Consider the following 22,598-nt stretch of genomic DNA (forward strand, 5'->3'; position numbering starts at 1 on the left):
TGAGTTATTGAACTAAAAGTTTAAATCGTTACAGTAACTTCATTAGCAGCACCTGTTAGGTGCGTTATTAAAAATAAAGTAAGTAACAATAACTGGGAATGAGGCCAATTATTATGAGTTCACACTATGTGCAGCAGCAGTTGCAAATAAGCAGCGTAAAGCAATTTTTTTCACGGCAATTGGAAAAACAGTTAGGGCTAGTCGAAGTGCAGGCACCTATTCTTGCAAAAGTAGGTGATGGCACACAAGATAATTTAAGCGGTCATGAAAACGCTGTAGCAGTATATGTAAAAGCGATTGCCGATAGCCAATACGAAGTTGTGCATTCGCTAGCAAAGTGGAAACGTAAAACGTTAGGTGAGTATGGATTTAGTAAAGGTGAAGGCCTTTACACTCAAATGAAGGCACTGCGCCCTGATGAAGAGTCGCTAAGTCCTATCCACTCGGTTTACGTTGATCAGTGGGATTGGGAAAAGGTAATTTGTGAATCAACAGAACGTTCTTTAACTACCCTCAAACGTACAGTTGAATCAATTTATAAAGGCATAAAAGAAACAGAGCAATTTGTTAGCGAACACTTTTCGCTTGATCCTTTTTTACCAAGTGATATTCAATTTGTGCACAGTGAAGAGCTTCGTAAAATGTACCCTGACCTTACGGCTAAAAATCGCGAAAAAGCAATAGCAAAAAAATATGGTGCTGTATTTTTAATTGGGATTGGTGGTCAATTAGCTGATGGTCAAATTCACGATGTAAGAGCGCCTGATTATGACGATTGGTCTACACCAACGAGCGAACAATATATAGGGCTCAATGGTGATATTTTAGTATGGAATCCAATACTGGAAGATTCCTTTGAGATATCTTCAATGGGGATTCGTGTAAGCCCTGAGGTACTAAAAACTCAGTTGAGCATTACAGGAGATGATAACCGCCTGCAATTGGATTGGCATAAGGCATTATTAAAAAGTCAGTTTCCACAAACTATTGGTGGTGGTATTGGGCAATCACGTTTGGCTATGTTATTGCTGCAAAAGGAACATATTGGACAAGTTCAAGTTGGAGTATGGTCAACACAAACACATGCAAGCGTTGACGGTCTACTCTAATGAAAGATATAAGAGTGCTGCTTTTAGCACTCTATATTCACGATGTTTTAAACTCAACTTCTACTTTGTTATTCATCAGTTTTATTGTGCAAGGTGGGTAATTACGGTTTGTTTTAAGAACTTTATCAAAAATATGTATTTCCACACCTGAATGTAAAACTGTATTGACGATTAAGTGTGTATTTGTAAGTAATTCATGAAGGTTATTCTCTAATGATGAGAGTTGCCTTTCATATTGCTCTGCTTGTTGACATAGATGTAACTGAGTAGCACCAATTTTATTGATAAGTTCGTTTTTTCTTTCTGGATCTTTAAGCAAGTCTGCTTTTTCTAATGCAGGTTGTAAGGAGTCTAATTGCTGCTCCGTTTTAGCAAGCTCTTTAAAGCACTCGTCAGTTTCAGCAGTAATATCACCGCCGGAGCTTGCTAAATTAATAACCATTTTAGCACCCGATTCGTTGCCAATTTCACCAGCAATTAATGTTGTCGCGTCTAAAATCTCACCGCCAAATATCTTACCTTTAGGTAAATCTGGTTGACCTACCTTAAGAGCATGACGTGCCTTCATAATACAGTGGCTAGTTTGTCGCTCAATAAAAATATTTGCAGCTTCTAAATAGCAATATTGTGAGTGGGATACATGAATGTCGCCTTCACATATAAGCTTACACGAAAGCGATTTGTCGTCAGATTTTTGATGCCCAATAACGCCTTGCTTAACAGTAATATTACCGCCGGCCGTTAACTCACCAGATTCAACAGTACCAAATATTGTAATATCACCTTTGGCGGTTACTTTCATTCCAGGTTCTATATTTCGAGTAACAATCACACTGCCTTCAAAATCAATATGACCGCTTTTAACGTTGACATCGGGAATAGTAAAAATATCGTCTACGCGCATTCCGTTAGTAATTTCAATAGGCACACCTGATATGGTTGATACTAACTCTAGAGGGTTAAGTTTAGAGATCTCGGTACCCTCACCGGCAACAAGTTGTTTATTGTCACCCGGTTTCGCCGGTAATATATCGCCAAGTACAGTAAAGCCTTCTTTCCCTGGAGTTGCGGGTTGTTGGCGTATAAGTACCGCACCAGGCTCAACACTTGCCATTTTACCAAAGTCACGCATATCAACGCTGCCATCTTCTTTTAACTTTGGGGTTTTTAGATGGTCTTTTAAAGTTCTTACTTTGGTAACGAGTTTAGTTGCTAAGCCATCACTGGGCAGGCGGCCTTGAGCCAAAATACCCTGCACAATCTCACCTGCTTTAGCAGTAAATTGCTTTTGTAATAGTTGTTCTAAATATGCTTGCTTATAACCACGAACTATACCTGCTTTGACTAGCTGTTTTTTTGCATCATCTAGGCTGAGTAAATCACCGCCTTGCGCGACGGTAAGCTCGCCAGTAGCCATCATTTTATCATCACTGATGACAACCTCTAACTTTGCATCGTATTTGGTCGCGACGATAAGTACTGGCTCTGCACTTTTATCTTTGAAGAATGCATTAATTGCGTCGTAATCAATTTTACAGTCGCAAAATTTAGACATTTCTATTGCTTCAATAACAAATGTAGCACTTGGAGGCGGGTGTTTATTTACATCGAGTAAAACATTCCCATTATGAGCAAGCTTAAACACAGCTAATCCTTTTTAACCACTAAAGTTTTAGTAAATTAATGACATAGTTACAGAGTGATAGAAATTGAAGACGGAGTCAAGATAGTAAGAATAACAATATAGTATAAAAAGAGGACAGGTGTGAGCTATAGAGTGGGTCTATAGCTCAGGAAAATATTAGTTAGTTGAAGGCAGTTCCATTATTCCGTCAATCTCAACTTGTACACCTTTTGGTAAAGCACGTACACCAACTGCTGCACGTGCAGGGTATGGCTGCTTAAAGTACTGGCTCATCACTTCGTTAACGACAGCAAAGTTAGATAAATCAGTTAAATAAATATTTACTTTAACTAAGTCTTGAATTTTACCACCGGCTTCTTCACACACTGCTGTGATATTTTTAAATACTTGATGTGTTTGCTCACTAAAGTCTTCTGATATAACTTCCATAGTCTCAGGTACTAATGGAATTTGACCAGACAAGTATACTGCAGTGCCAACTTTAACTGCTTGGCTATAAGTACCTATTGCTGCAGGTGCTTTTTCGGTGGATATAAATGCTTTGTTCATGTTTTTCCTATGTTATTTTTTTCGATAGACTTTTTGCACATCGGGCATTACGCGAATTTTTCGCATAATATTGGCAACATGGACACGGTTTTTAACCGTGACTCCAAGGTCTATCACATATAAATTACTTTCTTTTTCGTCAGTCGCTATTTCAACAATATTAGCGTGGGTTGTGGCAACTACGTTGGTTAACTTAGCTAACGCACCTTGATGATTAATAATCTCTACCCTAAGGGCTGCTATGTATTCTTTTTCAGGGTTATCATCCCACTTTACGACCAAGTATTTAGATCGTTCACTTTCCCAGCCACGAATATTTTTACATTCTTGGCGATGAACTGTTAATCCTTTACCTTGGCTTATGTGTGCAGTAATTGCATCACCTGGGACAGGGCGGCAACATTTAGAGTAATTGACTAACATGCCTTCTGTTCCAATAATGGTCGCTTTGGCTTGTTTAGTTATGTCGGTCAAGTCGTCAGAATCATTTTGCAATAAACGCTTGGCTATGAGTACGCTCATTAAATTACCAGCGCCAATTTCTACAAGCAGCTCAAGTAAGGTCGAAAGTTCATGCTCTTCAAGAACGCGTGCAATATTTTCATCAGGAATACTATCTAGCTTGTTTTCGCCTAGTGCAGAGTCGAGTAAGCGTCTACCAAGCAACATAGCTTCTTCATGATGCTGACTCTTAAGGTAATTACGAATACCTAAGCGCGCTTTACCTGTCACAATAAAGTTAAGCCAAGTTGCATTAGGGTGAGCGCCTGAACTGGTGATCACTTCAATTGTTTGGCCTGTGTCTAGTGGTTTACTTAACGGGTAAGGTTTGCGGTTAACGCGCGCGCCTACACAGGTATTGCCTACGTCGGTATGAACTGCATACGCAAAATCGACCGCAGTAGCACCCATTGGTAGTTCAACTATTCTGCCATCAGGAGTGAATACGTAAATTTCCTCAGGGAATAATTCTGTTTTAACGTTTTCAATGAATTCAAAAGACGACCCTGCACTTTGTTGAAGTTCAAGTAAGCTTTGCATCCACTGGCGAGCACGTTGCTGAGACGTATTTCCTGCACCATCGCCAGCTTTTTTATACATCCAATGTGCTGCAACGCCTTTGTCGGCCATATGATCCATGTCATGGGTACGAATTTGTATTTCTACAGGAATACCATGCGGGCCAACAAGCGAAGTATGCAACGACTGGTAACCATTTGTTTTAGGTACCGCAATGTAATCTTTAAAGCGAGTTTCAATAGGTTTATATAAATTATGCGCAACGCCTAATACACGGTAGCAGGTATCCATTGAATCGACGGCAATTCTAAACGCATAAATATCCATTACCTCATTAAACAGCAACTCCTTATTTAGCATTTTTTTATAAATGCTATAAAGGTGTTTTTCGCGTCCAGATACAGTAGCAGCAATACCTGATTCTTCTAAGCGAGCTTCTACTTCAGTTTGAATATTGGAGATAACTTCTTTGCGGTTACCACGGGCTTTAGCCACTTCCGACTTAAGTGCACGATGGCGCATAGGGTATAATGCTTGAAAACCTAAGTCTTCCAGTTCATTTTTTATATCGTGAATACCCAAACGGTTTGCAATGGGTGCGTATATTTCAAGTGTTTCACGCGCTATGCGGCGGCGTTTATCAGGGCGAAGTGCGCCAAGGGTGCGCATATTGTGTGTTCTATCGGCAAGTTTGATTAAAATAACCCGAATGTCTTGGGTCATTGCCATGATCATTTTTCGGTAGTTTTCAGCCTGAAACTCTTTTTTATCTTTAAAGCTCAGCTTATCAAGCTTACTTACACCTTCAACAAGTTCTGCAACAGTTTCGCCAAAAATCTCAGCTAAGTCTTGTTGGCTAAAGTCGGTATCTTCAATTACATCGTGCATTAATGCGGCCATGAGCGTTTCATGATCAAGGTGCATACCTGCGAGGATTTGAGTTACTTCAACGGGGTGAGTAATGTAAGGCTCGCCGCTTGAGCGAGTTTGGCCTTCATGGGCCTCTCGTGCTACCACGTAAGATTTTTGTACCAGCTCTACTTCAGCAGCAGGTAAGTATTCAGAAATTTTCTTTTTTAGACCTTCAAAAAGATACATTCACACTCCAATGTTCTAGTGAAGCAAATTAGGTAACGGTAAGTTAAGAATATACGATGAAAAGAAAGGATTGCCAACGGCTATAGTAGAAATACTGCGCCGTTGGCTAAATCAGACCGGGAGGTCGATTATTGGTTGCCACCAACAATAGCAGCAACGGCAGCAAGTTCTGCTGCTTCTTGATGTTGTTGTTCTTCACGGTCGATTAAATCCATTGATGAGCTATCAACAAGGTTTAATTCAATTTCACGTAAAGCAACAACGGTTGGTTTATCGTTTTCAGGGTCTACTAGTGGAGTTTTACCACCAACAGCAATTTGGCGGGCACGACGAGCCGCAACTAAAATTAAGTCAAAACGATTACCAACTGCATCTACTGCATCTTCAACTGTTACGCGAGCCATCTCAGCACTCCAAAAATAATTTAAAAGCAAAGGCGTAGTTTACTGCACGCAGGGACTTTCGCCAATAGGTAGTGGTCAATTTTTATCAGTTTTCTGAGTATGACCTAATTAAATGCCCTTAATTTACTTTAAAAGGTCATTTAGTAATTTTTTATTACGAACTTCTTGAGCGCTTAATGTTAAACGCTGCGCCATAACAATCGTTTCGATATCGCCAAGGGCAGTATCAAAATCATCGTTTACAATAACAAAATCGTACTCGTTGAAATGAGATGTTTCAGATTGTGCTTTGGCCATACGAGACGCAATAACATCCGCAGAGTCTTGGCCGCGGTTATTTAAGCGTTGTTCAAGTTCTGCTTTAGAAGGCGGTAAAATAAAAATAGTCTGCACGCTTGGCATAATTTTACGAACTTGCTGTGCACCTTGCCAGTCTATGTCTAAAAATACATCTATGCCTGCGTCAAGTTGCGATTCAATAGCTTGTTTTGATGTACCGTAATAGTTATCAAAAACTTGTGCCCACTCAAAAAAATCATCTTTGGTAATTAATGCTTTAAACTCATCTGTAGTTACAAAGTGATAGTGAACGCCATTTTCTTCACCTGGGCGAGGTGAGCGAGTGGTGTGCGATACCGATACTTTCATATCTGCATGTTTCTTAAGTAAGGCATTAATTAAGCTAGACTTACCTGCACCTGATGGCGCTGATAAGATAAATAAGTTTCCGCGAGTTTGAGCCATGTTTTTCTCTATCAAAAAATAAACAGGCTTGAGTTATAAATAACCCAAGCCTTTAATTATTACATTGTACTTTATTTATCTATTTGTGCTCAAGTGAGTCACAGGCGTACTTTACGCTATTCAATATTTTGGATCTGCTCACGCATTTGTTCAATTAGAACTTTAAGCTCCACTGCTGCATTAGTAATATCGCTATTAATAGACTTAGAAGCGAGGGTATTTGCTTCTCGGTTAAACTCTTGCATCATAAAATCTAGGCGACGGCCACATGCGCCGCCTTTTTTAAGAATTTTTTTAGTTTCTTTAACATGAGACTTTAAGCGGTCAAGTTCTTCGGCTACGTCTTGTTTTTGTGCCAGATAAATTAGTTCTTGCTCAAGACGAGACTCGTCAATATTTGTCGTTAAATCTTCCAATTTTTGTTCAAGTTTCTCACGTTGCCATTTAGTAATTTCTGGCATGTGAGTTTCTACAGTGTTTACTTGCTCTATAATTGCATCAAGGCGAGTTGCTATCATCTCTTCTAAATTTGCGCCTTCATCACCCCGTGCTGATTTAAAGTCTTCTATTACTTCATCAAGCCCTGCAATTAGCGCTGTGTTTACGCTGTCCATATCCAGTTCTTCGGCTTCCATTACACCAGGCCAGCGTAAAATATCAACAGGGTTTATCTCACCATTACTTTGCTGTTGAACCCATTTAGCACTATTTATAAGTTGTTCAGCCAATGCTTGATTGATTGATAACTCACCAACATGAGCTGGGTTTGCAACAAACTTTAAAAATACTTCTACTTTACCGCGCTGTAGATGTTTACGTAAGCGTTCACGAATAACAGGCTCCATCCCACGAAATTGCTCTGGTGCGCGAATAAAGGTTTCAAGGTAACGTTGGTTAACTGATCGAACTTCCCAAGTGCCAGTGCCCCAATCGCCTTTTATCTCGCGACGCGCATAAGCTGTCATACTGTGGATCATGGATGGTTTCCTAAGTTTTATAATACATAATTAATTATTATTATACCGAAACACTCTCCAACCTCTAGGGAAAATTTAAGTAGCTGAATGTTTTGCAACCAGGTATTTGTTAAATCAGCATGGTATCTGTACTCACATACACTTATAATGTGGCAAATTATGAATTAAGGGGATCGTCAATGCGTCCAAGCCAAAGAACACCAAATCAAATTAGACCCGTATCATTTACACGTAATTATACTTTACATGCAGAAGGGTCTGTACTTGTTGAATTTGGTAATACCAAAGTACTTTGTACAGCTACGGTTGAATCGGGCGTTCCGCGTTTCATGAAAGGCCAAGGTAAGGGATGGATAAATGCTGAGTACGGCATGCTTCCAAGGTCAACACACACGCGCAATGCTCGTGAAGCGTCTCGTGGTAAGCAAGGTGGCCGAACAATGGAAATTCAACGCTTGATCGCACGTGCACTTCGCGCTGCAGTTGATTTAAAAGCACTTGGCGAAAACACGATTACTATTGATTGTGATGTCATTCAGGCCGATGGTGGAACACGCACAGCATCAATAAGCGGTGCTTGTGTTGCACTTGTCGATGCACTAACCCACATGCGTGCCAAGGGTATGATTAATTCAAACCCGCTTAAGCATATGATTGCTGCAATTTCAGTTGGCATATATAAGGGCCAAGCTATAAGTGATTTAGAATATATTGAAGACTCAGCGGCAGAAACTGATATGAATGTAATTTTAACTGAAACAGGTAAAATTATTGAAGTTCAAGGCACGGCAGAGGGCGAACCGTTTTCGTTTGATGAGCTTGATGAGTTACTTACATTAGCAAAACACTCTATTAGAGAGATCATTGACGTTCAAAAGCAAGCATTAGCATAAATAAGTAGGTAGGTAGCAAAAAAATGAAAGATTACCAAAAAGAATTTATTGAATTTGCGCTAGAAAAGCAGGTTCTGAAGTTTGGTGAGTTTACCCTTAAATCAGGCCGTACTAGTCCATACTTCTTTAATGCAGGCTTATTTAACACTGGACGTGATTTAGCACGGTTAGGCCGTTTTTATGCTGCAGCTCTAGAAGATGCGGCTATAGAATATGATGTTTTATTTGGACCAGCTTATAAAGGTATTCCAATCGCTACCACCACAGCTGTAGCATTAGCAGATCATTACAATAAAGATGTACCTTATTGCTTTAACCGCAAAGAGAAAAAAGCGCATGGTGAAGGCGGTACATTAGTAGGCTCACCATTAAATGGTAAAATTATGCTGGTGGATGATGTGATCACTGCGGGTACCGCAATTCGCGAATCAATGGAAATCATCGCAGATAATGGCGCAGACTTAAGTGGTGTATTAATAGCACTAGATCGTCAGGAAAAAGGTAAAGCTGAGCTCTCTGCTATTCAAGAGGTTGAGCGCGACTTTAATACACAGGTAATCTCTATTGTTAAACTTGCTGATTTGATTAGTTACCTTGAAAACCAAGGGACAATGGGTGAACATTTAGTATCAGTAAAAGCGTATCGTGATAAATACGGCGTAGCCTAAAATATAAAGCCTCGCATTGCGGGGCTTTCTTTTGACCTTTTAAAGAGCTTATTTAATGAAAGATGTATTCAAACCAAATGGATTAGGGTTCAAGCGTGTATTTAAAGCCACATACTGCTCCTATCTAGGATTTAAAGCAGCGTTTAAAGAAGAAGCTGCATTCAGGCAAGAGTTACTGATCTGCATAATCCTTTTTCCTTTTTCATTTCTGCTGGCATCTTCATTACTTCATTGGGCAATTCTTATGTGCTCACTGTTAGTGGTATTAATTGTTGAATTATTAAACTCAGCAATTGAAGCACTCACTGATCGTGTAAGCACAGAACTACATGTTTTGTCAGGCAGGGCAAAAGATATGGGCTCTGCAGCCGTCACGCTTTCACTAATGATCCTTGTGATCTTATGGGGAGTGAGTTTGTATATGAAGATCGTCGGATCTTAGCCTACCGTTTCAAAGCAAAATTGACGATACATGTTAATAAAATGAAAGCAATGTTGTTTTTTTAGTAGGTTTAGTTCAAATACTCATCGAACAGTATATTTTTTCAAGTTTTCTTCAAAAAAGGGTTGATCTGTTTTCGGATCTCCCTATAATGCGACCCCACTGAGACGGCAGAGCAGGCAACGCTTAGCGAGGCAAGCAAACCACTTAGTGAGTCGAGTAAAACTTAAGTTTAGATTTTTATAAAACTTAAAATTAAGTGTTGACAAAAATACAGGAAAGCGTAAGATTCGCTTCCCTTGAGTCGCTAAGGCAACTCAAACGTTCTTTAACAATATAAAGCAATCATCTGTGTGGGCACTCGTACAGATTGAGTTCTAACAGCCAAGCTACTTAGGTAGTGAGGCAAACAAATTAGAGTCTCAATTGAAACTGAGTGACCAACAGAATAATTACTTAGGTAGTTATTCAGCACAGTCAATTCAATATCGAAAGATATTAAATAAATTCAGAATTCATTGAGCTGTCGAAAGACACAAAACTTTTTAATTGAAGAGTTTGATCATGGCTCAGATTGAACGCTGGCGGCAGGCCTAACACATGCAAGTCGAGCGGTAACAGAAAGTAGCTTGCTACTTTGCTGACGAGCGGCGGACGGGTGAGTAATGCTTGGGAACATGCCTTGAGGTGGGGGACAACAGTTGGAAACGACTGCTAATACCGCATAATGTCTACGGACCAAAGGGGGCTTCGGCTCTCGCCTTTAGATTGGCCCAAGTGGGATTAGCTAGTTGGTGAGGTAATGGCTCACCAAGGCAACGATCCCTAGCTGGTTTGAGAGGATGATCAGCCACACTGGAACTGAGACACGGTCCAGACTCCTACGGGAGGCAGCAGTGGGGAATATTGCACAATGGGCGAAAGCCTGATGCAGCCATGCCGCGTGTGTGAAGAAGGCCTTCGGGTTGTAAAGCACTTTCAGTCAGGAGGAAAGGGTGTGAGTTAATACCTCATATCTGTGACGTTACTGACAGAAGAAGCACCGGCTAACTCCGTGCCAGCAGCCGCGGTAATACGGAGGGTGCGAGCGTTAATCGGAATTACTGGGCGTAAAGCGTACGCAGGCGGTTTGTTAAGCGAGATGTGAAAGCCCCGGGCTCAACCTGGGAACTGCATTTCGAACTGGCAAACTAGAGTGTGATAGAGGGTGGTAGAATTTCAGGTGTAGCGGTGAAATGCGTAGAGATCTGAAGGAATACCGATGGCGAAGGCAGCCACCTGGGTCAACACTGACGCTCATGTACGAAAGCGTGGGGAGCAAACGGGATTAGATACCCCGGTAGTCCACGCCGTAAACGATGTCTACTAGAAGCTCGGAACCTCGGTTCTGTTTTTCAAAGCTAACGCATTAAGTAGACCGCCTGGGGAGTACGGCCGCAAGGTTAAAACTCAAATGAATTGACGGGGGCCCGCACAAGCGGTGGAGCATGTGGTTTAATTCGATGCAACGCGAAGAACCTTACCTACACTTGACATACAGAGAACTTTCTAGAGATAGATTGGTGCCTTCGGGAACTCTGATACAGGTGCTGCATGGCTGTCGTCAGCTCGTGTTGTGAGATGTTGGGTTAAGTCCCGCAACGAGCGCAACCCCTATCCTTAGTTGCTAGCAGGTAATGCTGAGAACTCTAAGGAGACTGCCGGTGATAAACCGGAGGAAGGTGGGGACGACGTCAAGTCATCATGGCCCTTACGTGTAGGGCTACACACGTGCTACAATGGCGCATACAGAGTGCTGCGAACCTGCGAAGGTAAGCGAATCACTTAAAGTGCGTCGTAGTCCGGATTGGAGTCTGCAACTCGACTCCATGAAGTCGGAATCGCTAGTAATCGCGTATCAGAATGACGCGGTGAATACGTTCCCGGGCCTTGTACACACCGCCCGTCACACCATGGGAGTGGGTTGCTCCAGAAGTAGATAGTCTAACCCTCGGGAGGACGTTTACCACGGAGTGATTCATGACTGGGGTGAAGTCGTAACAAGGTAGCCCTAGGGGAACCTGGGGCTGGATCACCTCCTTATACGATTTAGAACTTATTTGTTCGTAGTGTCCACACAGATGATTGTTAATTAGTTAAGCCACTGGCTTAGTTAATTAATATGCTCTTTAAAAATTTGGAAAAGCTGATAATAAAATTCGTATGAATAACATTGTTATTTGTACAGAGTTTTCAAAAGTAAAAAAGAATGATAGCAGTATCATTCAGTGCCATTTAATCACTCTTATGAGTTGATTGATTGGTATCTACTTTAGTATTCAATATTAACTTCTGGCGAAGTTAAACTGTCACAAAACAAAGACCCGTTTGGGTTGTATGGTTAAGTGACTAAGCGTACACGGTGGATGCCTTGGCAGTTGGAGGCGATGAAGGACGTATTAACTTGCGATAAGCCTAGTCAAGCTAGTAAAAAGCACTTGAGACTAGGATTTCCGAATGGGGAAACCCACCTGCTTGCAGGTATCGTTAACTGAATACATAGGTTAACGAGGCGAACGCGGAGAACTGAAACATCTAAGTACCCGTAGGAAAAGAAATCAACCGAGATTCCGAAAGTAGCGGCGAGCGAAATCGGAACAGCCCTTAAGCTTATTATGTGTTAATGGAAGGCTCTGGAAAGTGCCACGATACAGGGTGATAGTCCCGTACATGAAAAGACATTTTAAGTGAAATCGAGTAGGTCGGAGCACGTGAAACTTTGACTGAATATAGGTGGACCATCATCTAAGGCTAAATACTCCCAACTGACCGATAGTGAACCAGTACCGTGAGGGAAAGGCGAAAAGAACCCCTGTGAGGGGAGTGAAATAGAACCTGAAACCGTGTACGTACAAGCAGTAGGAGCAGACTTGTTCTGTGACTGCGTACCTTTTGTATAATGGGTCAGCGACTTATATTTTGTAGCGAGGTTAACCGATTAGGGTAGCCGTAGGGAAACCGAGTCTTAACTGGGCGAATAGTTGCAAGGTATAGACCCGAAACCCGGTGATCTAGCCATGGGCAGGTTGAAGGTTGAGTAACATCAACTGGAGGACCGAACCCACTAACGTTGAAAAGTTAGGGGATGACCTGTGGCTAGGAGTGAAAGGCTAATCAAACCGGGAGATAGCTGGTTCTCCCCGAAATCTATTTAGGTAGAGCCTCGGACGAATACTTACGGGGGTAGAGCACTGTTAAGGCTAGGGGGTCATCCCGACTTACCAACCCTTTGCAAACTCCGAATACCGTAAAGTAATATCCGGGAGACACACGGCGGGTGCTAACGTCCGTCGTGAAGAGGGAAACAACCCAGACCGCCAGCTAAGGTCCCAAAGTCATAGTTAAGTGGGAAACGATGTGGAAAGGCCCAGACAGCCAGGAGGTTGGCTTAGAAGCAGCCATCCTTTAAAGAAAGCGTAATAGCTCACTGGTCGAGTCGGTCTGCGCGGAAGATGTAACGGGGCTAAACTATGCACCGAAGCTGCGGATTCATCTTAGGATGAGTGGTAGGGGAGCGTTCTGTAAGCGGTTGAAGGTGTACCGGGAGGTATGCTGGACGTATCAGAAGTGCGAATGCTGACATGAGTAACGATAATGCGGGTGAAAAACCCGCACGCCGGAAGACCAAGGGTTCCTATCCCATGTTAATCAGGGTAGGGTAAGTCGACCCCTAAGGCGAGGCCGAAAGGCGTAGTCGATGGGAAACGGATTAATATTTCCGTACTTGGTATAATTGCGATGGGGGGACGGAGAAGGCTAAGCAAGCATGGCGATGGTTGTCCATGTGAAAGTGAGTAGGGCGTTTGTTTAGGTAAATCCGGACGAACACTAAACCTGAGACACGAGACGAGCTACTACGGTAGTGAAGTTGCTGATGCCATACTTCCAGGAAAAGCCTCTAAGCTTCAGATTATACCGAATCGTACCCCAAACCGACACAGGTGGTCAGGTAGAGAATACTAAGGCGCTTGAGAGAACTCGGGTGAAGGAACTAGGCAAAATCGTACCGTAACTTCGGGAGAAGGTACGCTCCTATCTGTGATGAGACTTGCTCTCTAAGCGGACGGGAGCCGCAGTGACCAGGTGGCTGGGACTGTTTATTAAAAACACAGCACTGTGCAAAATCGCAAGATGACGTATACGGTGTGACACCTGCCCGGTGCCGGAAGGTTAATTGATGGGGTTATCTTCGGAGAAGCTCTTGATCGAAGCCCCGGTAAACGGCGGCCGTAACTATAACGGTCCTAAGGTAGCGAAATTCCTTGTCGGGTAAGTTCCGACCTGCACGAATGGTGTAACCATGGCCACGCTGTCTCCACCCGAGACTCAGTGAAATTGAAATCGCAGTGAAGATGCTGTGTACCCGCGGCTAGACGGAAAGACCCCGTGAACCTTTACTACAGCTTGGCACTGAACATTGAACCTACATGTGTAGGATAGGTGGGAGACTTTGAAGCAGGAACGCTAGTTCTTGTGGAGTCGTCCTTGAAATACCACCCTTGTAGTTTTGATGTTCTAACGTTGGCCCCTGAATCGGGGTTACGGACAGTGCCTGGTGGGTAGTTTGACTGGGGCGGTCTCCTCCCAAAGAGTAACGGAGGAGCACGAAGGTTGGCTAAGTACGGTCGGACATCGTACGGTTAGTGTAATGGTAGAAGCCAGCTTAACTGCGAGACAGACACGTCGAGCAGGTACGAAAGTAGGTCATAGTGATCCGGTGGTTCTGAATGGAAGGGCCATCGCTCAACGGATAAAAGGTACTCCGGGGATAACAGGCTGATACCGCCCAAGAGTTCATATCGACGGCGGTGTTTGGCACCTCGATGTCGGCTCATCACATCCTGGGGCTGAAGTCGGTCCCAAGGGTATGGCTGTTCGCCATTTAAAGTGGTACGCGAGCTGGGTTTAGAACGTCGTGAGACAGTTCGGTCCCTATCTGCCGTGGGCGTTTGAGAATTGAGAGGTGTTGCTCCTAGTACGAGAGGACCGGAGTGAACGAACCGCTGGTGTTCGGGTTGTCATGCCAATGGCATTGCCCGGTAGCTACGTTCGGAACTGATAAGCGCTGAAAGCATCTAAGCGCGAAGCAGGCCTCGAGATGAGTTCTCACTAGACTTTTAAAGTCTCTGAAGGGCCGTTGAAGACTACAACGTTGATAGGCAAGATGTGGAAGTGGTGTGAGCCATTAAGCTAACTTGTACTAATTACCCGTGAGGCTTAACCATACAACGCCAAACGCGTTTTGTGTGACAGTTAAGACAGAAGTTAATAACTAAAGTAGATATTTACTGACAGAAAGACTTAAAAAATATTATCAGATATTTTTCCAAATTCAGTTAGTGCGTAGAAATACGGATTAACGCCCAAATTTGCTTGGTGACAATAGCGTTTTGGACCCACCTGACTCCATGCCGAACTCAGTAGTGAAACGAAACAGCGCCGATGATAGTGTAGCATTTGCTATGTGAAAGTAGGACATTACCAGGCTTCAAATTGTAGAAAGCCCGACTAGCAATAGTCGGGCTTTTTTACGTCTGCAGAAAAGTAATCTTCAGCATTCCCTTCTCTAAAGCGTAGCGTCTCTTAAGCAAAGCGTCTCTTTGTTAAGAGTGTTTTGGTTATTGGTAGCACACCGACTTCAAATAAGAAAAACTCGTTAAATCAATGTGATGGTTTTTTGCTGTCTGTGGTTTAGTAAACTCACTATCCCTATACTTGAACAACTATTTCTTCATGGCTACCTGATAAATAACGTAATTAGATATACAGTATTACCCTAGTAACCTCATTTTGCCCAATTCTCTTAATACACGGAGCTAATAACCTAGACGGTATTCAGAAATACAGCCCCTGTCTTAGATAGCATCATTTAGATTTCAGCAAGTTCCTTATATCTCTCATCGACTCTTAATAGTTATTGATCTAAGCTAATTAAAAAATAATCTTGCGTACTACATTTCGAGAGTATGTTTAATATAAAAATAACAAAGGCTTTAATATGGATAATTATCCTCAGGGTATTTTTTGTTGGTCAGAACTTTGCACACATAATTGGAAAGAAGGTAAAGCTTTTTATACCTCTCTATTTGATTGGGGTTATGATGATCAGCCAATTGGCGATGGTATTTTTTACACTATGCTCCAGAAAGAGGGTGACGACATTGCCGCTATGTACGAAATGCCAAAAGAGCAAATTCAGGAGGGTGTTCCAAGCAGTTGGTTAACTTACATTGCTGTAGATGATGTAGATCATTGTGCAATTAAAGCGAAAGAGCTTGGGGCTAAAATAATTGCGGGTCCGCACAATGTTATGGATGCAGGTCGTATGCTCATGTTTACTGATCCGGGGGGAGCAACCGTTGCATTATGGCAAGGAAAAGATCATAAAGGATGTAAACGTTTATCAGAGCTATCAACGCCTTATTGGCATGAGTTAGCGACGCGAAATAGCAAAGTAAGTAATGAGTTTTACTGTGCTTTACTAGGTTGGAAGAGCGAAGTGAAACCTATGGACAACATGGAATATACTTTATTTATGGTAGACGGTAAGCCGATTGCTGGAATGCTGGAAATGAGTAGCGAATGGCCTGATGATGTCCCACCTCATTGGATGATTTACTTTGCAGTTGACGACTGTGATTCTGCCCTTAATAAGGCTAAAAAGCTGGGAGCCCAAGTATGTGTACCTTCTACTACAGTACCAGACGTTGGCCGATTTGGTGTTCTTTGTGATCCTCAAGGTGCTGTTTTTTCGGTGATCCAAACGAAAGATTAAAGCGTTTACAATATGCTGATAAGTGCATGAGAGGGTTGTCTTGCACTTAGCTACTTTGGTTATTGGCATTAACGTTTAATTTTTTGTTATTTTGTTATTTTGTTATAATGCCAGTTATATAAATTATGCATGTTGAGTAGACAATGGAATTTGAACAAGATAGCAATTTAACGCTGCCGTTATTTTTATTAAACGAGTCCTTAAGTGAAAGGGATGTAGAGCAGCCTGATTTTGAAATATCAGTAGCGCTCGATGATGAGTTACTTGCTCAAATTTGCCAAAATCCCTCAGCGGACAGCAGCATAGCTATTACAATAACAAGTTATGAGCTGTTAATAGCCGATCCTTCTTACAAATACATGTTAGAACAATCACACCACGCGCAAATAACTTTAAATCATGGTCCTGTATTGAGTGTTGTACTAAATACTGAGGATCAAGATGTATTTATATCTCCGCAAATGGATATGATGCCGACCTTTAATTTAGGTGATGAAGGCGAATGAATAAACTCATAGGCATCGTTACATTAGTTATTTTAAGTGGTTGTGCATACTTAGGTAATGCTCACTACAATGAGCTATTTGGCACTGAGCAGGCCCAGCAGCGTATCGTATCTCATACTACTGGCGAAGGGGCTAATTTTTTACAGAATGTGAAACCGGTGCTCGATACTCGGTGTGTTGTGTGTCATGGTTGTTACGATGCACCTTGTCAGTTAAAGCTATCATCCCCTGAAGGAATAGATAGAGGGGTAAGCAAAGACCTTGTTTACGACGGAACTCGTTTACTTGCTACAACGCCGAGTAGATTGTTATTTGATGCTACAACCACAGAGCAATGGCGAGAAAAGAACTTTACTCCTGTTTTAAATGAGCGAGTACAAACTGAGGAAGCTAACTTAGCTGGTAGCGTCTTGTTTAATAGTTTAGTACTGAAACAAAGCCATGAATTGCCTGCAAATGAAATATTAAATAATGAATTTGATTTTTCGCTGAGCCGCTCTCAAACCTGTGCCACTATGGGAGAATTTGATCAATTAGCGGGTGAGCAACCTCATGCTGGTATGCCTTATGGATTACCGGGCGTATCCCGTGATGAATTTAATCATTTGCAGAAGTGGCTCAAAGCAGGCGGTAAAATGGCGCATATTGACCCGCCAACAGAGTTTGAACTTGAGCAGGTAAAGCGTTGGGAAGCATTTTTAAACCAAGATGATTTGAAGTATCAGTTATCGGCTCGCTATATATACGAGCATTGGTTTTTAGCTCACATATATTTTGATCAAAAGACCCCTGATAACTTTTTTAAGCTCGTCCGTTCGAGCACACCTCCAGGCGAAAAAATAAAATTAATAAGCACACGTCGACCTTATGACGACCCTAAAGTTAACCGTGTTTACTACCGATTTTTGCATGATCGCAGCACTGTTTTATCTAAAACTCACTTACCTCTTAAGCTAAATGATGAAAAGTTGACGCGCTTGTACCAACAGTTCATTGCACCAGAGTATACGGTTAAAAGTATGCCTAGCTATAAGGCAGAGTCTGCATCTAATCCGTTTAAAACGTTTGAAGTGATCCCAATTGATTCTAAATATCAGTTTATGCTTGATGAAGCTGAGTTGATTATTATGGGCTTTATTAAAGGGCCTGTCTGTCGTGGTCAGATAGCGTTAAATGTGATTAACGACCACTTTTGGGTTGCTTTTGCTGATCCAAATAAAGTGGCCACCCCAGCGGTTGGACAAATGATAATGCAGCATGAAGACGCACTTGAATTACCAGCTGCAGAAGAAAGTAATGCGTTCCCTATTGCTAATTGGGTTAAATACTCAGCTCTGGAGCAAAAGTATTTGAAAGCAAAGGTCAATTTAGCAAATGAGATGTTTAAAGGCGGTGAGCATTTAACAACAGATTTATTGTGGAAAGGAGATGGTCATAATAAAAATGCAGCACTGACTATTTTTCGTCATTTTGACAGTGCCACTGTGGTGAAAGGTTTTATTGGCCAAGAGCCAAAAACAACTTGGATTTTAGATTATGCCTTATTCGAGCGTATACATTATTTACTGGTTGCTGGTTTTGATGTTTACGGCAATATTGGGCACCAGTTAGTTACGCGTTTATATATGGACTTTTTACGCCTAGAAGGAGAACAAAACTTCTTAGCATTATTACCAGAAAACAAACGAGATAAAATCAAAGGCCAGTGGTATCGCAAATCACCACCAAGTCTTGCTGAGTTTTTTAAAAATAACCGTGAGTTTAGTCAGCCAAGCGGAATAACTTATAAAACAAACACCCCTCAAAAAGAATTGTATGCATTAATGAAAGAGGCGCTAAGTCCAGTGCTAAGTGAGCACTACGATTATAAGCAAGTACCTAAATCGTTAAGTGCCATTAATACTATGCCGGCAAAAGCAGTAAATTTATTACCGCAGTTATCGTTTGTATTAGTAAAGCAAGATGACGATAGCCATAAGGCTTACACGATTATTCATCATAACGCGCATTACAATATTTCGAGCTTGTTAAATGAAGACGGTCAACGAGCTTTTGAAGAAGACACGGCAACAATCGTCCCTGGTTTTATAGGTGACTACCCAGCCTCTATTTGGTATTTAAATAATGAACAACAGGTTGAGGCTTTTGCTGAACAGTTACCTATGATGCAAGTAGAAGCTGATTACGCAGCCTTAAAAACTAAATTTGGAATTAGACGTTCTCATCCACAGTTTTGGCAATACAGCGATATTTTACACGCTACAGCAAAAAAATACCGTGGTGTTGAATATGGCTTGTTCGATTACAACCGTTTAGAAAATAGATAGTAAACCCTCTTATATAGCCCAGCTTTGAGTTGGGCTTTTTTATATTTATAGATTAAGCATAGATATTGATGTAATTGGACTACACTTAAACCAAAAAGTTAGGCTAACTATGTTTGAAGTTGTCGCAAATATTCGCCTACGTAATCGGTGGGCATTAATCGCTATTGCGCTATTAATTAGTGTTTCTGTATCACTAATGCAGTACTTTTTTTCAGTACAGAAAAATGATGCAAACATTATTAACATTGCTGGTAAACAGCGAATGCTGTCGCAAAAAATTGCATGGCATGGTGATAAGTTATTAACCTCGCAAGTTCCTAGTACTAGTCATCAGCAGTCTTTAGATGCATCGCTCAGCCTATTTAAAGCAAACCATCAATATTTATTGTTAAAAAACGATAATGGTCAATATAAATACCTCAGCCCTGAGCTTATAAAGTTATATATACAACCACCTGTTGAGCTAGATTTGCGCGTGCAAAAATTTATCCAACAGGTAGAAGGGCTGCTGTATAAACAGGAAAAAATAAACCCCGATGTGTTTTCTGTTAAGCGCATGGAAGAGTTACTAAAGTATTTAGATCAAGCTGTTGGCTTATTTGAAAAAGCGTCCGTTAAAAAAGTGGCGTGGGTGTCTTCAGCCGAGCTATTTTTTTGGTTGCTAACTATGTTATTGCTTATTGGTGTATTACGTTTTGTGTTCATACCGATGGAAAAGCAGATCACTAAGGCGTTATCAAAGTATCAACAGCAAAAAGATTTTGCGCAGCAAGTGAGTAAAAATAAAGAACACTTTATAGCTCGAGCAAGTCATGAGTTTAGAACGCCCCTACAAGGTTTTGTTACCTCGATTGATTCGTTAGAGGTCAGTAATAGCCAAAAATCGATTAAAACACAGGCCTCTTATTGCGCATCAAGAATAATAGCAATGCTTGACGAACTTCAAGATTTACAGGCGCTTAGTTTGGGCCGTTGGGCATTAAAACCGTCAAATGAAAACTTACTTCAGTCATTCAATAAAGTGCTTTTAGGGTATGAATTTGGTTACAACCAAAAAGGCATTGCCTTAGTTAGAGCACTTGATTCGACACTTGACCAAGCTATAAAACTAGATCATCAACGCTTTCAGCAAGTGTTAGCTGAGTTAGTTGGCAACGCATTAAAGTTTACAGAAGAGGGGACTGTTACTGTTAAGGCTTGTGTTAGCAATAAGCAATTAACAGTAACAATAACGGATACAGGTTCAGGGTTAACCAAGCCAGTCAGCAGGTCAACCTTTGATTCATCTAATCAAAATAATCACTTTCAAGGGTTAAGAACAGGCCTTGCAAGGGTGCAGTACATTGTTGATGCTTTTGACGGAAATATTGTGTTTGAAAATACATCGCCAAATGGGGTGTGCGTTACGCTGAAAATGCCCGTTGTGATTGATGAAAGTGCACCTTCGTTAAGTGCACTGTTACCTAAAAATATGCATTGTTTAGTTGTTGAAGATAACCCGTTAAACATGCACATTTTAACCCGTATTCTTTCACAGCTTAACTACAGCTATGAATGTGCAAAAAACGGAAAGGTCGCATGCGAGATGGCAACTAAAAACGAATACCAAGTCATTTTTATGGATTTAAATATGCCAATAATGGATGGCTTTGAGGCTATTAAAAAAATACGCATTTTTGACGCTAATACGCCTATTATTGTGGTTACCGCTAATACATCAGAAAGTGATATTGCAATTACCACTCAATTAGGTGCAAATGGGCATGTTTTTAAACCTATCAGCACGCAAGCGTTAGCTGAAGTGTTAATAGGTAGCTTAAACCCTAAATAATAAATTGATTATATAGCGTTATTTTCAGCGTTAATTTAGTAAAAATTATTTGCAATAAGTAATCTAAAACGCTCAATTGGTCTTTTTCAAAGAGAGGTTCTACTTGAGAAAATTACATGTATTTTTTCTGTAAGTGGGATACCAATTCGCCATCATACTTAATCATCTTGTGGGGCTAAACGTGTCGCTTTCTGCGCTATAAAACGCCTATTTAGAAAAATTGAACAACGAAAATTCAACTTGTTATCAACAGTGTTTTTTAAATCAAAATCGGTTTCTTAATTAGTATTTGTTGAACTTAGCGCATTGATTTACGTTTTTTAATAGAGCTTAAACTAATAATATTAGCAACCCTTAGGGCAATTAATATCACCCTAGGTATAACAATGAGGTTAGAGTCGAGTAACACTGAAACCTTTATCTTTTAACTGCTTTATTAAACCATGCTGCTCTGGTAAGTGCAGCGCGCCTACTGCAATAAATAGCTTTTCGTTATTTAAGCGAGGAACAAGTTGCTCTACCCATTTGTTATTACGGTTTATTAGCATGACTTGCTCGCTTATTTCACCATAATTACTCTCGTCAAAACTCATGTTGTAGTACTCGGTAAGGGTATCCATATCGCCATTTTTCCATGCGTTTACTAGCTTAATAAAGTATGTATTAATATCGCTAAGCTGTTCAAAGGTTTCTTCAATCATTTCATTACTTAATAGCGCCATACCATCAAACATTTGTAACTGCTGCTCTAGGGTTTCTAGTTCACCAATTTTAATGTTGTGCTCTTTAGCGTAAGCAAGTACTTGCTTGTCTATGCCTGTTTGATCAGAAAAGCCTGCATTTTGAAACTCAATTTGCATCATAGTCACCATTACAGCCCAAGGTTTGAAGTTGCTAAACATAGCAATATCAATCGATTTTTTTGCAAAGTAATTTTTAAGCTTATTGTAGTTTTGTTTTGATAGTTCTGTTTGTAATGTTTTACCATTTTTTAGCATCATTAATGGCATTGAGCGCTGTTGCATTTGAAATGGAGTCAGTTTGCTAATATCCACTTCTACAATAACGTGTTCGCTCTCATCAATCGCTTTGGTAACGTTTACTGGTAAGCCTTTCATGCTGGCGTCACCTACGTGTACGGTGCCAAATAAATAAGATGTTGTGCCGTTTTTTTCTATTTTATATAAAGCCGGTGCCGCAAAGCTATTAAAGCTAAGTACTGTAAACAGTACCATAATAAAAAAGTGACTAATACGAGGTATCGCTTTCATAGTTTGTCCTTCAAATCCTGTTGTTGAGTTAAACAAATACTAACCTAAATTTGCCTATACAGCAGTGCTAAATTCAGTATTTATCAATCGTCTTTTGTGAGGTTATTGGTACTAATATGTGCGCTCAGTGGAGTATTTGTTCTATTTACGTTTTTTGATTTAGTACAGTTGCAAACCATGATTATTAAAACTATTCGGAAGGTCTAAACATTATCTGTATAAAAAATTAATTTAATTTTTACTAAAACTCAAAAATTAATCAAACCATAAATGGGGAATATAAGAATAGTGAATTTCTAT

At 40.9% G+C, this 22,598-nt stretch carries 15 protein-coding genes and 3 rRNA genes; 11 read left to right on the forward strand and 7 right to left on the reverse strand.

The window, feature by feature from the left end; translation table 11 throughout:
• The first annotated feature begins 113 nt into the window (after positions 1-113).
• Entirely contained in the window at positions 114-1,109 is a 996-nt protein-coding gene (asnA, locus tag ATS72_RS12855; RefSeq protein ID WP_058430379.1) for an aspartate--ammonia ligase, read from the forward strand.
• Positions 1,110-1,146: 37 nt separating this feature from the next.
• On the opposite strand, the gene ATS72_RS12860 is transcribed toward asnA, so the two are convergent.
• The 6 genes from ATS72_RS12860 to ATS72_RS12885 all read right to left on the reverse strand — a co-directional run bounded on the left by ATS72_RS12860 (position 1,147) and on the right by ATS72_RS12885 (position 7,546).
• Positions 1,147-2,754, reverse strand: a complete 1,608-nt coding sequence (locus ATS72_RS12860) for a DUF342 domain-containing protein (protein WP_058430380.1) — start codon at positions 2,752-2,754, stop codon at positions 1,147-1,149.
• Between the two features lie 156 nt (positions 2,755-2,910).
• A complete protein-coding gene (locus ATS72_RS12865; RefSeq protein WP_006794740.1) occupies positions 2,911-3,303 on the reverse strand; it encodes a RidA family protein in 393 nt (130 codons plus the stop codon).
• 12 nt (positions 3,304-3,315) lie between these two features.
• Positions 3,316-5,421 (reverse strand): bifunctional GTP diphosphokinase/guanosine-3',5'-bis pyrophosphate 3'-pyrophosphohydrolase, encoded by a 2,106-nt coding sequence (spoT, locus tag ATS72_RS12870; RefSeq protein WP_008130682.1) that lies wholly within the window; start codon positions 5,419-5,421, stop codon positions 3,316-3,318.
• Between the two features lie 128 nt (positions 5,422-5,549).
• Positions 5,550-5,825: a DNA-directed RNA polymerase subunit omega gene (gene rpoZ, locus ATS72_RS12875; protein ID WP_006794742.1), complete on the reverse strand. Its 276-nt coding sequence runs from the start codon at positions 5,823-5,825 to the stop codon at positions 5,550-5,552.
• Between the two features lie 123 nt (positions 5,826-5,948).
• Entirely contained in the window at positions 5,949-6,569 is a 621-nt protein-coding gene (gmk, locus tag ATS72_RS12880; protein ID WP_058430381.1) for a guanylate kinase, read from the reverse strand.
• A gap of 116 nt (positions 6,570-6,685) precedes the next feature.
• The gene (locus ATS72_RS12885; protein WP_008130686.1) at positions 6,686-7,546 is read right to left on the reverse strand and encodes a YicC/YloC family endoribonuclease; all 861 of its coding nucleotides are present in this window, start codon (positions 7,544-7,546) and stop codon (positions 6,686-6,688) included.
• 179 nt (positions 7,547-7,725) lie between these two features.
• Between ATS72_RS12885 and rph the strand changes: the two genes are divergently transcribed.
• From rph to ATS72_RS12935, 10 genes are all read left to right on the forward strand, one after another.
• On the forward strand, positions 7,726-8,439 hold the full coding sequence (gene rph / locus ATS72_RS12890) for a ribonuclease PH (RefSeq protein WP_006794745.1): 714 nt from the start codon (positions 7,726-7,728) through the stop codon (positions 8,437-8,439).
• Positions 8,440-8,462: 23 nt separating this feature from the next.
• A complete protein-coding gene (gene pyrE, locus ATS72_RS12895; protein ID WP_006794746.1) occupies positions 8,463-9,107 on the forward strand; it encodes an orotate phosphoribosyltransferase in 645 nt (214 codons plus the stop codon).
• A gap of 55 nt (positions 9,108-9,162) precedes the next feature.
• Entirely contained in the window at positions 9,163-9,549 is a 387-nt protein-coding gene (locus tag ATS72_RS12900) for a diacylglycerol kinase (RefSeq protein WP_006794747.1), read from the forward strand.
• A gap of 546 nt (positions 9,550-10,095) precedes the next feature.
• Positions 10,096-11,631: ribosomal RNA gene (locus ATS72_RS12905) — 16S ribosomal RNA — on the forward strand.
• A 296-nt stretch (positions 11,632-11,927) separates the two neighbouring features.
• Positions 11,928-14,813, forward strand: a 23S ribosomal RNA gene (locus tag ATS72_RS12910).
• A 147-nt stretch (positions 14,814-14,960) separates the two neighbouring features.
• Positions 14,961-15,075 (forward strand): 5S ribosomal RNA (gene rrf / locus ATS72_RS12915).
• The 16S, 23S and 5S rRNA genes sit together here, the layout of an rRNA operon.
• A 511-nt stretch (positions 15,076-15,586) precedes the next feature.
• Positions 15,587-16,363 carry a VOC family protein gene (locus ATS72_RS12920; protein ID WP_058428216.1) on the forward strand — a complete coding sequence of 259 codons (777 nt, stop codon included), beginning with the start codon at positions 15,587-15,589 and terminating at the stop codon, positions 16,361-16,363.
• Positions 16,364-16,506: 143 nt separating this feature from the next.
• On the forward strand, positions 16,507-16,869 hold the full coding sequence (locus tag ATS72_RS12925; protein WP_058428217.1) for a hypothetical protein: 363 nt from the start codon (positions 16,507-16,509) through the stop codon (positions 16,867-16,869).
• Positions 16,866-19,196: a fatty acid cis/trans isomerase gene (locus ATS72_RS12930; protein ID WP_058428218.1), complete on the forward strand. Its 2,331-nt coding sequence runs from the start codon at positions 16,866-16,868 to the stop codon at positions 19,194-19,196. Before ATS72_RS12925 ends, ATS72_RS12930 begins: the two co-directional genes overlap by 4 nt.
• Positions 19,197-19,305: 109 nt before the next feature.
• Complete coding sequence (locus ATS72_RS12935) at positions 19,306-21,027, forward strand: response regulator (protein ID WP_058428219.1); 1,722 nt, start codon at positions 19,306-19,308, stop codon at positions 21,025-21,027.
• A gap of 392 nt (positions 21,028-21,419) precedes the next feature.
• Here ATS72_RS12935 and ATS72_RS12940 read toward each other — a convergent pair whose 3' ends face one another.
• Positions 21,420-22,298: a TraB/GumN family protein gene (locus tag ATS72_RS12940; protein ID WP_058428220.1), complete on the reverse strand. Its 879-nt coding sequence runs from the start codon at positions 22,296-22,298 to the stop codon at positions 21,420-21,422.
• Positions 22,299-22,598 lie beyond the last annotated feature (300 nt).

The organism is Pseudoalteromonas sp. 13-15, from assembly GCF_001468205.2.
GTDB lineage: Bacteria > Pseudomonadota > Gammaproteobacteria > Enterobacterales > Alteromonadaceae > Pseudoalteromonas > Pseudoalteromonas marina.

What these genes read in the sequence shown, in the direction of transcription:
- asnA (WP_058430379.1), top strand. Translation starts at nt 114, where the DNA reads ATGAGTTCACACTATGTGCAGCAGCAGTTGCAAATAAGCAGCGTAAAG.
- ATS72_RS12865 (WP_006794740.1), bottom strand. Translation starts at nt 3,303, where the DNA reads ATGAACAAAGCATTTATATCCACCGAAAAAGCACCTGCAGCAATAGGT.
- spoT (WP_008130682.1), bottom strand. Translation starts at nt 5,421, where the DNA reads ATGTATCTTTTTGAAGGTCTAAAAAAGAAAATTTCTGAATACTTACCT.
- rpoZ (WP_006794742.1), bottom strand. Translation starts at nt 5,825, where the DNA reads ATGGCTCGCGTAACAGTTGAAGATGCAGTAGATGCAGTTGGTAATCGT.
- gmk (WP_058430381.1), bottom strand. Translation starts at nt 6,569, where the DNA reads ATGGCTCAAACTCGCGGAAACTTATTTATCTTATCAGCGCCATCAGGT.
- ATS72_RS12885 (WP_008130686.1), bottom strand. Translation starts at nt 7,546, where the DNA reads ATGATCCACAGTATGACAGCTTATGCGCGTCGCGAGATAAAAGGCGAT.
- rph (WP_006794745.1), top strand. Translation starts at nt 7,726, where the DNA reads ATGCGTCCAAGCCAAAGAACACCAAATCAAATTAGACCCGTATCATTT.
- pyrE (WP_006794746.1), top strand. Translation starts at nt 8,463, where the DNA reads ATGAAAGATTACCAAAAAGAATTTATTGAATTTGCGCTAGAAAAGCAG.
- ATS72_RS12900 (WP_006794747.1), top strand. Translation starts at nt 9,163, where the DNA reads ATGAAAGATGTATTCAAACCAAATGGATTAGGGTTCAAGCGTGTATTT.
- ATS72_RS12920 (WP_058428216.1), top strand. Translation starts at nt 15,587, where the DNA reads ATGGATAATTATCCTCAGGGTATTTTTTGTTGGTCAGAACTTTGCACA.
- ATS72_RS12925 (WP_058428217.1), top strand. Translation starts at nt 16,507, where the DNA reads ATGGAATTTGAACAAGATAGCAATTTAACGCTGCCGTTATTTTTATTA.
- ATS72_RS12930 (WP_058428218.1), top strand. Translation starts at nt 16,866, where the DNA reads ATGAATAAACTCATAGGCATCGTTACATTAGTTATTTTAAGTGGTTGT.
- ATS72_RS12935 (WP_058428219.1), top strand. Translation starts at nt 19,306, where the DNA reads ATGTTTGAAGTTGTCGCAAATATTCGCCTACGTAATCGGTGGGCATTA.
- ATS72_RS12940 (WP_058428220.1), bottom strand. Translation starts at nt 22,298, where the DNA reads ATGAAAGCGATACCTCGTATTAGTCACTTTTTTATTATGGTACTGTTT.